Genomic DNA, 12,342 nt, shown 5'->3' with positions numbered 1-12,342 from the left:
AAATGAAAAAAGGTTTGTTGTATGTCATGACCGTCTGTATGGGGCTGTATGGATGTGGTCAGGAAAAATTGTCAGAGAGAGTGTACAATGAGGGAATCAATCTGATTCCGGCTCCGGCATGTATTGAACAGGGGGAAGAGACGTTTGTCCTGAATCGGGGAACTGATATTTGTGTTTCCCATGATTCCTTGAGGACTGTGGCTTCTTTCTATGCGCAGAAGATGCGTACGGCTACTGGGTATGAGTTACCTTTAGCTGGTGCCAAAGGAAGGGAGCATGCTATCTGTTTGAGTATAGACCCGACGATTGTGGGCGATGAGGCTTATTGCCTGGATGTAAATCCGCAGAAGGTCGATGTCCGTGCTTCTTCGTTGCGTGGCCTGTTCTATGGTATGGCTTCGCTGATGCAGCTGCTGCCGGCCGAGATTGAGTCAGGGGAATGTGTATCGGGTGTCGAGTGGCAGATACCGGCGGTTACAGTCAAGGATACTCCCCGGTTTGCCTATCGTGGACTGATGCTCGATGTGGCCCGGCATTTCATTTCGGTGGAAGGGTTGAAAAAACATATCGACATGTTGGCTTCTGTCAAAATCAATACACTTCATCTCCATCTCAGTGATTATCAGGGCTGGCGTGTAGAAATCAAGAAATATCCCCGTCTCACTGAAATCGGCGGGAAGCGTATCGATGAATACGGAAAGGAATATGCAGGATACTACACGCAGGAAGACATTAAGGAAATAGTGGCCTATGCTCAGGAACGTTTCATCACCATCATTCCTGAAATCGACGTGCCCGGCCATAGCTTGGCAGCCATTGCGGCCTATCCGGAGCTGTCGTGTACCGGCGAGCAGTATGAGGTGATGAGTCGCTGGGGACCTTTTCCGGTGGTTTTCTGCCCCGGCAAGGAAGTGATGTTCGAGATGCTCGACGGAATCTTTGCAGAAATGAGCGAACTGTTCCCCGGCAGGTATTTCCATATCGGCGGTGACGAATGCCCCAAGAAGGTATGGGAAACCTGTCCGAATTGCCAGCGCCGCATTCGCGAGGAGAAGCTTTTTGCAGACAGCAAATATTCGGCTGAACACAAATTGCAGAGTTATGCCATAGCGAGATGCGAACGGATTCTGAAGAAATACGGCAAACGGATGATCGGTTGGGATGAGATTCTGGAAGGTGGCCTGGCTCCCGATGCAACGGTCATGTCGTGGCGTGGAGAAAGCGGTGGCATTGCTTCGGCACTGATGGATCATAACGTCATCATGACTCCGGCCGGAAACGGATTATACCTGGATTACTATCAGGGCAACTATCAGGCCGAACCTTTTGCATGGGGTGGCCATGCTCCCATCGAGAAGACGTATTCGTACAATCCGGTACCCGATGTGCTGGTGAAGGAAGGGAAGGAAAAGTATATATGGGGCGTACAGGCCAATGCATGGTCGGAGTGCATGTATACCGAAGACCTGGTAGAGTACAGAGTATACCCGCGTATCCTGGCGGTAGCGGAGGTGGGTTGGACGCCGTTGGAGAAGAAAGATTTCCAGGATTTCTCGCGCCGACTGAACAATGCGGCGGTCAGGATGGATTATCATGGGATAAACTATCATATCCCCATGCCAGAACAGCCTGATTTTTGTCGGAACCATGTAGCCTTCATGGACGACAGTACGGTGGTCGAGTTCACCACTTCCCGTCCCATGAAGATGGTATATACGCTGGACGGTACGGAACCTAGCCTGGAGTCGGCTGTCTATACCGAACCGCTGATGTTCAAGGAGAGTGGAAAGGTGAAGATACGCAGTGTGCTGCCTTCGGGAAAAATGGGACTGGTCAGAGAAGTGGAAGTCGAGCGTCAGTCGCTCTTGCCGGCTGTAGCTGAGGAACCGGCCAACAGAGGCCTGCGTCTCCGTTTTTCACCGGCGCGTTGTCTGTATGTCAAGGAAATGGCTGACGTGAAAGAATGGAAGGACAGCATCCTGACTTCCATTGAGCCGATTGTCAAACTCCGCCGGAACAAGTATCTGAATGTGGAATTCTATGTAGCCGTGGCCGAGGGCTTCTTCTATGTCCCCGAAGACGGCATCTATGAATTTGCATCCAATGATACCCGGGTGACGGTTGGCGATAAGGTGGTTGTGGATAACGACGGTCGTCCGCAAATCAATTCCAAGTATGGCCGTTCGCTTGCCTTGTGCAAGGGATGGCATCCGTTCAAGGTGGAGCAAATATCCAACTTCATCGGCGGATGGAATTCCCAGCAGCGCAACGATGGAGCTGTACGCTATCGGAAGTACGGTGAAAAGTCCTGGACGAAAATCTCGAAAGAACAGATCGGATACAATGAATAATCAATGAAAAAGATAGGGTGATATGAATACAAAGATTTTTTTATCGGTTACGGCAACGTGTGGGATGGCGTTTCCTCTGTGCGCGCAAGACTATACCAATGTGGTTCTGATTAATCTGGACGATGTGGGTTACGGTGACTTCTCCTGCAACGGAGCCTATGGTTATACGACGCCGAATATTGACAACCTGGCGGCACAGGGCGTGCGGTTTACCCACTTCCTGGCCTGCCAGCCCATCAGCGGTGCATCGCGTGCCGGTTTGCTGACCGGCTGCTATCCGAATCGTATCGGATTTGCCGGAGCTCCCGGCCCCGATTCAGACTACGGCATCCATCCGGAAGAAATGACGATGGGAGAACTCCTGAAGCAGAAAGGCTATCGTACGGCTATCTTCGGTAAATGGCATTTGGGCGATGCGCCCCAGTTCCTGCCGCTTCAGAACGGTTTCGACGAATACTACGGGCTTCCCTATTCCAATGACATGTGGCCCAACCATCCCCAGCAAGGCGAAGTGTTCAACTTCCCGGATCTGCCGACGTATGACGGCAACAAGGTAGTGGGCTATAATACGGACCAAAGCCGGTTTACGACCGACTACACGGAACGGGCAGTAGCTTTCATCAAGAAGAACCGCAAGGCACCTTTCTTCATTTATCTGGCGCATTCCATGCCACATGTACCTTTGGCCGTTTCCGACAAGTTCAAGGGGAAAAGCGAGCAGGGACTCTTCGGCGACGTCATGATGGAGATTGACTGGAGTGTAGGCGAGGTGGTGAAGACGCTTCGTGAGGAAGGCCTGCTGGACCATACACTGATAATTCTTACGTCAGACAACGGCCCTTGGGCCAATTATGGTAACCATGCCGGTTCGACGGGCGGTCTGCGCGAAGCCAAGGCCACGACTTTCGACGGTGGCAACCGTGTGCCTTGTATCATGTACTGGGAAGGTCATACCCGTCCGGGCAGCATCTGCAACAAGCTGGCATCCAATATCGACCTCTTCCCGACGCTGGCCGAGATTACCGGTGCTCCGCTGCCCACCCGCAAGATTGACGGCGTCAGCATTCTGCCGTTGATTGAGGGGGACGAGAAGGCTTACCCGCGTGCATCGTTTGTCTACTATTATAATAAGAACGACCTGGAAGCAGTGACCGACGGACGGTTCAAGCTGGTCTTCCCTCACAAATATGTGACCTATGGGGCCTACGAACCCGGAAATGACGGGCAGCCGGGAAACCTGACGAACGTGGTGCTGACCAAGCCCGAACTCTATGACCTGCGCCGCGATCCGGGCGAGCGCTACAATGTCATCGGTCAGTATCCGCAGGAGGTCATCAAGCTGATGAAGATAGCGGAAGACATGCGCGAGGAACTGGGCGACAACCTGACGCGCAGAAAGGGAACGGCACGCAGAAGTCCGGGTAAGGTAACTCAATGAACCGAATGATAGAGGAAAGATGAGAAGGGTATTTGTTTTGAATGCCGCAGGGCTCCTGGCTGTACTGCCTGGTGCGAATGTAGGGGCGCAAGAGTCACCTAATGTCTTGGTGATTCATACGGATGAACATAATTTCCGTACGTTAGGATGTTACCGTGCCTTGATGTCACCCGAGGAGGCTGAAGTATGGGGCGATGGAGTGGTCGTAGAAACACCGAATATTGATAGCTTGGCTGTGAATGGAGTGATTTGCAGTCGGTTTTATGCAACGACTCCGGTCAGTTCTCCCAGCCGTTCGTCCTTTATGACAGGTTTGTATCCCCAACAGACGGCGGTGGTTACCAATGATCTCCCGATGAATGATTCGGTGGTGACGTTTGCCGAGGATTTTCGTAGAAGAGGATATCATACAGGGTATATCGGCAAATGGCATTTGGATGGTACAGCCCGTCCAGGCTGGCAGCCGGAACGTAAGTTCGGTTTTGTGGACAACCGTTACATGATGAACCGTGGCCACTACAAGCGGATTGTGGAAAAAGGGGAGGGGCAATTTGAAATCACTTATGACGGAAAGGGACTGACACGGGAAAACTTTATGACAGATTTCCTGACGGATAAGGCGATTGACTATATCCGGGCGCATAAGGACGAACATTTTTGCTGTGTTGTGGCCTATCCCGATCCGCATGGTCCCAATACGGTACGTGCGCCTTATGATACGATGTATACTCATTTTAAGTTTCAAAGACCCAAGACGGCTCTGAAAGACAAAAGCGGATTGCCTTCGTGGGCTTATGGTAACGATCGGATGGAAAACATGGCCCGTTATTTCGGTATGGTGAAGTGTCTGGACGACAACATAGGGCGGTTGGTCGCCGAACTGAAAGAACAGGGATTGCTGGAGCGTACCATTATTGTCTTTACCTCCGATCATGGTGACTTGTGTGGTGAACATGGGCGGACGAACAAATCGGTACCGCTGGAAACTTCGGCCAGGGTTCCGTTCATTGTTTGTTATCCGGGGGTGTTGGAAAAAGGAAAGGTGGTGGACGAGGTGTTGTCGGTTGTCGACTTTGCTCCTACCATTCTGTCGCTGGCCGGTGTCGATACAGAGGCCAGCAGGGCCGGACGCGATTTCTCTCCGCTGCTGAAAGGGAAAAAGGCAGGAAGAAAATGGCGCGATGCAGTCTTTATGCGTGGAGGAGACAGACGGGACGGACCTGCCAAAAGTTGGCTTTCGATTGTGTCCAAACGATATAAGCTGACCTTGTCTGATGTGCCGGGAGATGTTCCTTGGTTGACTGACCTGGATAAAGACCCGGATGAGCTGGTCAATGAGTATACAAATCCATCTTACAGGAAAGTGGTACGCAAACTGATGGAAGAGTTGCAGGAGTATGGCGAGAAGTGGAACGACGGGCGTGTAAAGAGCGAACCGATCAGAAACGAATTGGAAAAAATGTTGTATCATTGATAAAATAGAAGAAAATATGTCGATATTGAACAGAGGATTGCTGTTTGTCTGTGGAATCGTCTGCTGGCTGGGGTTGTCGGCCCAGCCGGCGGTAAAGAAGGAGTTGGACACGACTCAGTTGCCCCAACCGGTATACGAGGAGCATAAAGAGTGGGTGGACTTGTATTGGAAGGCCTGGGAATTGGCCTGGGGACGTGTGAAGTATCAGGAAGGCGTGTTTCAGTCTCCCTATATGGACGAAAATCTGTGGGACGATACCATCTGGATTTGGGATACAGAGTTTATGGTGCTCTTTTGCCGGTATGCCCCTTCGGTTTTTCCGGGCATCGAGAGTCTGGATAATTTTTATGAATCGATATTGAATGGAAAGCCTTCTTCCTTGCGGATACAGCATCCGGATAATCCTCCTTTTTTCCCGTGGGTGGAATATGAGTATTATCGGATGACGGGCGATAAGGACCGTATACGGAAGGTACTGCTCGACGACCGTTTCCTGCAACGGCATTATTACTGGTTCGATGCCTTGAAGCGTGGCTTTCAGCTACATTTCAAGCATGCCTGGGTTGCTTTGGAGAAAACCGACCTGGGATACCGCTGGGGAAGTGTGCAGAGCGGTATGGACAATACACCCAGAGGGAGGGAACATAAGAGTGAAATGCTATGGGTAGATGCGCTGGCCCAGCAGGCACTGGCTGCCTTATACATCAAGAGGCTGGCCGAAGAACTGGATGAGCAGACCCTGGCCGATGAGTTTGGCGCATTGTATGCGAAGAATAAAAAGTTGCTGAATGAGTATTATTGGGACGAGGAAGACGGCTTCTACTATGATTTGGCTCCCTCCGACACCTCTTTCCTGAAGGTACGGACGCCTGCCGTATATTGGACCATGCTGGCCGAGGTGCCCGACCGTACACAGGCTGCCCGCCTTGCCCGTTATGCCGAAGACGCCGGTGAATTCGGCGGAAAGTATCCTTGGCCGTCAGTCTCCCGGAGCGATCCTGAATATAACGATGAATACGGTTATTATTGGAAGGGTTCTGTCTGGCTGCCGTTGGCCTATATGAGTACAAAGGCCTTGCAGAAATATGGTTATTATGACATTGCGCATAAGCATGCGTGCAGCCTGTTGTCACAGATGTCCGAAACCTATACCGGCTGTACGCCTCATACCATTTGGGAATGTTATTCGCCTTCGTCTCCCCAGCCGGCAGAAAGAATGTATAAGGGCAAGCAGGTGCGGGTGGCTCCCGACTTTTGCGGCTGGTCGGCGCTTGGCCCCATCTCGCTGTTCATCGAGAACGTGTTGGGCTTTCATCGCATCGATGCTGTGGAGGGGATTGTGGAGTGGCGTAAGTCGGGCGACTTCAAGCAGGGTATCCGGAATCTGCATTTCGGTTCTGTCGTGACGGATATTGTGGCTGAAAAAGGAAAGTTGAAGGTGAAGAGCAACGGACGCTATACCTTGCTGTTGAATGGCAAACGTTATGCCATAAAAAAGGGAAACCAGTCGTTCCGCCTATCCGATTGACGGAGGTCGTGCGGATATAAATGAAGAGAGGGTGTGCCAAACTTCGTATTGGCACACCCTCTTTGTTGTATAAAGGGATGATAAATATCCTTTATGCCTTCACACGTCCTACGTAAGAACCGTCGCGTGTGTCGATTTCAATCATTTCGCCTTCGTTGATGAAGAGGGGAACACGAACGGTGGCACCCGATTCAACGGTAGCGGGCTTCAGTGTGTTGGTGGCAGTATCGCCCTTCAGGCCCGGCTCTGTATAAGTAACTTTCTGCTGAACCTTGATAGGCATGTCGGCGTAGAGCACGGTTTCGGTAGAAGCGTCGGACACTACATCCACTACCTGGCCTTCGAGCAGGAAGTCAACGCCGTTGATCAGGTCGTGGGCGATGGGAATCTGGTCGAATGTCTCCTGGTTCATGAACATGTAGTCTTCGCCTTCCTGATAGAGGTACTGGTAGGGACGGCGTTCCACGCGTACGTCTTCCAGCTTTTCGCCGATGTTGAAGCGGCGCTCCAGCACGTAGCCGTTCACTACGTCTTTCAGTTTGGTACGCATGAAGGTGTTGCCTTTTCCCGGCTTTACATGCAGGAAGTCGATGCAGAAATACAGCTTGCCGTCCATGCGGATGCAAGTTCCGATTTTAATGTCTTGGGCATTAATCATAACTATCTTCTTTTATTTATGTGTTATTAATGAGTTCTTTCTTGTGCGAAATGCGGTGCAAAAGTAATGGAAATCGGTAAAAAACACAAAAACTTTTGAGAGAAAATGAGTTATCTCTTGGTTTATTTGAAAAAAGTATCTATTTTTGCAGCCCGAATTCGTGAGAATAATAACATAAAACAAGATACAGTAATGAAAAGAACATTTCAACCCTCTAACAGAAAGAGAAAAAACAAACACGGTTTCCGTGAGAGAATGGCTACAGCCAATGGCCGCAGAGTATTGGCAGCACGTCGTGCCAAAGGCCGCAAGAAACTGACAGTTTCTGACGAATACAACGGAGTGAAGGCATAAGGCTATATCCTTGTAAAAGAAATAAAGCTCCGCAGATATCCCGATATCTGCGGAGCTTTTCTGTTTTTATGCCCGGGCTTTCGGGCGGGGTCATTTGTTCTCGCGGCGGTAATACTTCACCCAGTCTATTTCCATCTCCACCGGCAGGTCGGCCGTATCGACCTTGCCTACCCAGCTGCCGCCCAACTGCATGTCGAGCAGGAGGTAGAAGGGATGGGAGGCGAAGGGGAACTGCCCTTCCTTGTCGGTCTCTATGCGGGGATAGGTGAAGGTGTGCACGTCGTTTATCAGGAAGACGAGGCTGTCCTGATGCAGCTCCACGCTGTACACGTTGTAGCCGTTCGGATCGATTTTCCCGATGCCGCCCTGCTTCGGACGGTCTTTGATGCCCAGGGTGTAGGTGTAGTGCGAGTGTACGGTCTGGTAGGCGATGCTGTCGTAGTTCAGCCGCTCCATGATGTCTATCTCGCCGCCGTTCGGCCATTGGGCGTTTTCGGGCAGCAGCCAGAAGGCCGGCCAGGCACCGGTAGCGCCTTGCAGGCGTGCGCGGATGTCGATACGGCCGCCGGTCTCGAAGTTTACTTTCCCTTTGGTGTAGAGGCCGCCGGTGATGTAGGGAGCCGTGTCGTTGGGCAGGCTGTGGTTGAACAGGCCACGCAGGATGAGTTTCCCGTCGCGCACGTCGTAGCAGGAGTCAAAGTCCGACATGTGGCGGTTCCAGTCCGAACCTCCCCGCGGTATTTTGCTCCACGAAGCTGTGTCGAACTGCCCGTTCTGGTCGAAATTCTCTTCCCATGCCAGTTTCCAGCCGTCTTTCGGGGTCTGGCATCCGGCCGCGAGGCACAGGGCTGCGGCCGCAATCCATAAGATTTTCTTCATATCTGTTTGTTTGTTGAATGGTTTTATACAGCAGACAAATATAAGGATTTATGCCACAAGTGCCAAGGATGTCGTTGTTTTCTTGGCTTTTTGCCTGTCCGATGAGGCTTTCTTCCCGCCTTTCCCTCAGCCGGTGAAAACCTTTCCCCTGTAAAGGGAAAGCCTTTCCCTTTGAAAGGGAAAACCTTTCTCTCGGTGAGGGAAAGGTTTTCCCACTTTCTGAGAAAGGGGTAGAAACTCTTTTTGCTGATAATCAGGATTCTGTGTCGTAGCGGTAAATGTACTCGTCGTACACCGGCTCTGCGTCGATGCCGCGTTCGAGGAAGAATTGTCGTATCTGTTCCTGATGCCGGGGCGTTATCAGGCGCTCGCCGTGCTTGATGCGGTAGTAAGGATTTTTGCCGAAGTAGTCGTAGATTTTCCGCTTGAGCCACACGGCGTCTTTGTAGTTGAAGGTCTGCAGCTGTGCCAGCAGTGACTCGATGCCGCGTGCGAAGCGTTGCTTGTCGGCAGGGCTGAAGTGCGGGCAGCCTTTTCCGGCCAGGCCTCGCGCCACGACGGGCGAGAGGATGCGGATGTAGGTGAGGCTGGCGGGCAGGCCTTCCATCAGGGCGTGGCGCAGGCATTGTGCGGCCAGAGGGCAGTCGGCCTGCGTGCAGAACATGTAGTACTTGGAGAGTTGGGTGTAATCAAAGTCGAGCATAAGGCAATCGGTTTTTAAGTTATGGCTTCCTACGGACAAAGATAAGATTTTTTGCAGGATACTCCGCGGTTCGGCAGAAAAAACATCTGAAACATGTTTCAATATTTTGTTCTGCGCTCACCTTTCATTATCTTTTGATAAAATAGGATGCGGTTCGGCAGAAATAATTGAAAATTATATTTTCATTTGTTTCTGCGCTCACCTTTCACTATCTTTGCCCGAAAAAGCGAAGGTTATGACGATAAAAGAATTCTTTTCTTTCCGGCAGAACAAGCTCTTCTGGATAAACATCGCCGCCATGATTGTCGTGGCGGGCGGTTGCCTGTTCGGCGTACTCAAGGCTTTGGATGCCTATACACGCCACGGCGAGGCTGTGGTGGTGCCCGACGTCAAGGGACTGAGCCTGACGGATGCGCAGAAAATGTTTGCCGAACGCGGGCTGAAGGCTGTTGTGGCCGACTCCAGCTACGTCAAGAAGCTGCCTGCCGGATGTGTGCTCGACTATAATCCCGTGGCCGGACAGCGTGTCAAGCAGGGACGGACGGTCTACCTCACCATCAACACCCTGAGCACTCCTTTGCAGGAAGTGCCCGACGTGGCCGACAACAGCTCCGTCCGCCAGGCCGAGGCCCGTTTGCTGGCCGCCGGTTTCCGCCTGACTAACAACGACTCTATCCCCGGCGAAAAGGACTGGGTATACGAGGTGAAGTATGGCGGGCGTGTGCTCGACATGGGAGCCAAAGTACCGGTGGGAGCCACGCTTACGCTGGTTATCGGTAACGGTGACGGAGAACCGATGCCGACCGACTCGCTGGCTGTCGACTCCCTGGGAGTGCCGCAGACCGAGGCTCCGCAACCAGCCGGAGAAACGCTGGAAGAAGAAGACTGGTTTTGACACAGACTATGAGAGAAGAAGATATAGACATTGACATAGACGACCTGGAGGACGAATGCCCGGACGACGTGGAGCCGGTGGGCGACGAGGCCCAGCTCTACGAACACTTCCGCGTGGTGGTAGACAAGGGGCAGGAGATGATGCGTGTGGACAAATATCTCTTCGACCGCATCACCAACTCCTCGCGCAACCGCATCCAGAAGGCGGCCGACGCGGGCTTCGTCATGGCCAACGGCAAGCCCGTGAAGAGCAGCTACAAGGTGAAGCCGTTCGACGTCATTACCGTGATGATGGACCGTCCCCGCTACGACAACGAAGTGGTGCCCGAAGACATCCCGCTGAACGTAGTCTATGAGGATGACTACGTGATGGTGGTCAACAAGCCCGCCGGACTGGTGGTACATCCGGGCCACGGCAACTGGCACGGCACGCTGGTGAACGCCATCGCCTGGCATCTGAAGGACACCAAGGGCTACGATGCCAACGACCCGCACCTGGGACTGGTGCACCGCATCGACAAGGATACCTCCGGCCTGCTGGTCATTGCCAAGACGGCCGACGCCAAGACCAACCTGGGCTGGCAGTTCTTCCACAAGACCACCAAGCGCCGCTACCGGGCCCTGGTGTGGGGCAACGTGGAGCAGGACGAGGGAACGATTGTGGGCAACATCGGTCGCAATCCCAAGGACCGCCTCCAGATGGCTGTCCTGCCCGAGGGCGAAGGCAAGCATGCCGTGACCCACTACCGCGTGCTGGAGCGCTTCGGCTACGTCACGCTCGTCGAGTGCATCCTCGAGACGGGGCGCACGCACCAGATACGTGTGCACATGAAGCACATCGGCCACGTGCTCTTCAACGACGAGCGCTACGGCGGCCACGAAATCCTGAAAGGTACACATTTTGCCAAATACAAACAATTTGTAAACAACTGCTTTGACATCTGCCCGCGCCAGGCGCTCCACGCCATGACGCTGGGCTTTGTCCATCCCGTCACCGGCGAGGAAATGTACTTCACTTCCGAACTGCCCGACGACATGACGAACCTCATCGGCAAATGGAGAAGCTACATCAGTAACAGAGAATTAGAATGAAACGCACGATTGCTATTGTTGCCGGAGGCGATACCTCCGAGTATGAAGTTTCCCTGCGCAGCGCACAAGGAATCTACTCCTTCATCGACAAGGAGAAGTACACATTATATATAGTGGGCATGCACGGCCTCGACTGGCACGTGCGGCTCGGCGACGGACGCACGCTGCCCGTAGACCGCAACGACTTCAGCTTCCAGCTGGACGGGCAGAAGGTGAAGTTCGACTTTGCCTACATCACCATCCACGGTACGCCGGGCGAGGACGGACGCCTGCAGGGCTACTTCGACATGCTCCGCATCCCGTACTCCTGCTGTGGCGTGCTGGCGGCGGCGCTTACGTATGACAAGTTTGCCTGCAACCAGTATCTGCATGCCTATGGCGTACGCATTGCCGAGTCGCTCCTCCTGCGTCAGGGACAGACCATCACCGACGACGAAGTGGTGGAGAAAATCGGCCTGCCCTGTTTCATCAAGCCCAGCCTGGGAGGCTCCAGCTTCGGCGTGACCAAGGTAAAGACACGCGAACAGATACAGCCCGCCATTGCCAAGGCCTTCGACGAAGCGCAGGAAGTGGTGGTGGAAGCCTTTATGGACGGCACCGAGCTGACCTGCGGTTGCTACAAGACGCGCGACAAGTCGGTGGTCTTCCCCATCACCGAGGTGGTGAGCCACAACGAATACTTCGACTACAAGGCCAAGTACAACGGCGAGTCCGACGAAATCACGCCTGCCCGCATCTCCGATGAGTTGGCCGACCGGGTGAAGAAGCTCACTTCGGCCATCTACGACATTCTGGGCGCACAGGGCATCATCCGCGTGGACTACATCGTGACCGAGGGCGACAAGATCAATCTGCTCGAGGTGAACACCACGCCGGGCATGACGGCCACCAGCTTCATCCCCCAGCAGGTGCGTGCCGCCGGCCTGGACATCAAGGACGTGATGACAGACATTATAGAAAACAAGTTTTAA

11 protein-coding genes are annotated in these 12,342 nt (G+C 53.0%); 8 read left to right on the top strand and 3 right to left on the bottom strand.

Features of this window, described 5'->3' with window-relative positions:
- Positions 1 to 2 precede the first annotated feature (2 nt).
- From RDO88_RS09540 to RDO88_RS09525, 4 genes are read left to right on the top strand one after another with little or no spacing between them, the layout of a single operon-like run.
- Complete coding sequence (locus tag RDO88_RS09540) at positions 3 to 2,351, top strand: family 20 glycosylhydrolase (protein WP_307759144.1); 2,349 nt, start codon at positions 3 to 5, stop codon at positions 2,349 to 2,351.
- 22 nt (positions 2,352 to 2,373) lie between these two features.
- Positions 2,374 to 3,789, top strand: a complete 1,416-nt coding sequence (locus RDO88_RS09535; protein ID WP_307759143.1) for a sulfatase-like hydrolase/transferase — start codon at positions 2,374 to 2,376, stop codon at positions 3,787 to 3,789.
- Positions 3,790 to 3,808: 19 nt separating this feature from the next.
- The gene (locus RDO88_RS09530; RefSeq protein WP_307759142.1) at positions 3,809 to 5,263 is read left to right on the top strand and encodes a sulfatase-like hydrolase/transferase; all 1,455 of its coding nucleotides are present in this window, start codon (positions 3,809 to 3,811) and stop codon (positions 5,261 to 5,263) included.
- 16 nt (positions 5,264 to 5,279) lie between these two features.
- Positions 5,280 to 6,791 (top strand): trehalase family glycosidase, encoded by a 1,512-nt coding sequence (locus RDO88_RS09525; RefSeq protein WP_307759141.1) that lies wholly within the window; start codon positions 5,280 to 5,282, stop codon positions 6,789 to 6,791.
- A gap of 91 nt (positions 6,792 to 6,882) precedes the next feature.
- Here the strand turns inward: RDO88_RS09525 and efp are convergent, their stop codons facing one another.
- Complete coding sequence (gene efp, locus RDO88_RS09520; RefSeq protein WP_307759140.1) at positions 6,883 to 7,449, bottom strand: elongation factor P; 567 nt, start codon at positions 7,447 to 7,449, stop codon at positions 6,883 to 6,885.
- Positions 7,450 to 7,641: 192 nt separating this feature from the next.
- Between efp and rpmH the strand changes: the two genes are divergently transcribed.
- On the top strand, positions 7,642 to 7,803 hold the full coding sequence (rpmH, locus tag RDO88_RS09515; RefSeq protein WP_004292199.1) for a 50S ribosomal protein L34: 162 nt from the start codon (positions 7,642 to 7,644) through the stop codon (positions 7,801 to 7,803).
- A 90-nt stretch (positions 7,804 to 7,893) separates the two neighbouring features.
- On the opposite strand, the gene RDO88_RS09510 is transcribed toward rpmH, so the two are convergent.
- Together RDO88_RS09510 and RDO88_RS09505 are read right to left on the bottom strand one after the other, a co-directional pair.
- Positions 7,894 to 8,682, bottom strand: coding sequence for a family 16 glycosylhydrolase (locus tag RDO88_RS09510; RefSeq protein ID WP_307759139.1), 789 nt, complete (start codon positions 8,680 to 8,682; stop codon positions 7,894 to 7,896).
- 253 nt (positions 8,683 to 8,935) lie between these two features.
- Positions 8,936 to 9,385 (bottom strand): DUF6078 family protein, encoded by a 450-nt coding sequence (locus RDO88_RS09505; protein WP_307759138.1) that lies wholly within the window; start codon positions 9,383 to 9,385, stop codon positions 8,936 to 8,938.
- A 235-nt stretch (positions 9,386 to 9,620) separates the two neighbouring features.
- Between RDO88_RS09505 and RDO88_RS09500 the strand changes: the two genes are divergently transcribed.
- From RDO88_RS09500 to RDO88_RS09490, 3 genes are read left to right on the top strand one after another with little or no spacing between them, the layout of a single operon-like run.
- Positions 9,621 to 10,280: a PASTA domain-containing protein gene (locus tag RDO88_RS09500; protein ID WP_307759137.1), complete on the top strand. Its 660-nt coding sequence runs from the start codon at positions 9,621 to 9,623 to the stop codon at positions 10,278 to 10,280.
- A gap of 8 nt (positions 10,281 to 10,288) precedes the next feature.
- Positions 10,289 to 11,371 (top strand): RluA family pseudouridine synthase, encoded by a 1,083-nt coding sequence (locus RDO88_RS09495; protein ID WP_307759136.1) that lies wholly within the window; start codon positions 10,289 to 10,291, stop codon positions 11,369 to 11,371.
- A complete protein-coding gene (locus tag RDO88_RS09490; RefSeq protein WP_307759135.1) occupies positions 11,368 to 12,342 on the top strand; it encodes a D-alanine--D-alanine ligase in 975 nt (324 codons plus the stop codon). Before RDO88_RS09495 ends, RDO88_RS09490 begins: the two co-directional genes overlap by 4 nt.

The organism is uncultured Mediterranea sp. (genome assembly GCF_902493215.1).
GTDB lineage: Bacteria > Bacteroidota > Bacteroidia > Bacteroidales > Bacteroidaceae > Bacteroides.
This window is presented reverse-complemented; position numbering and strand designations above follow the sequence as displayed.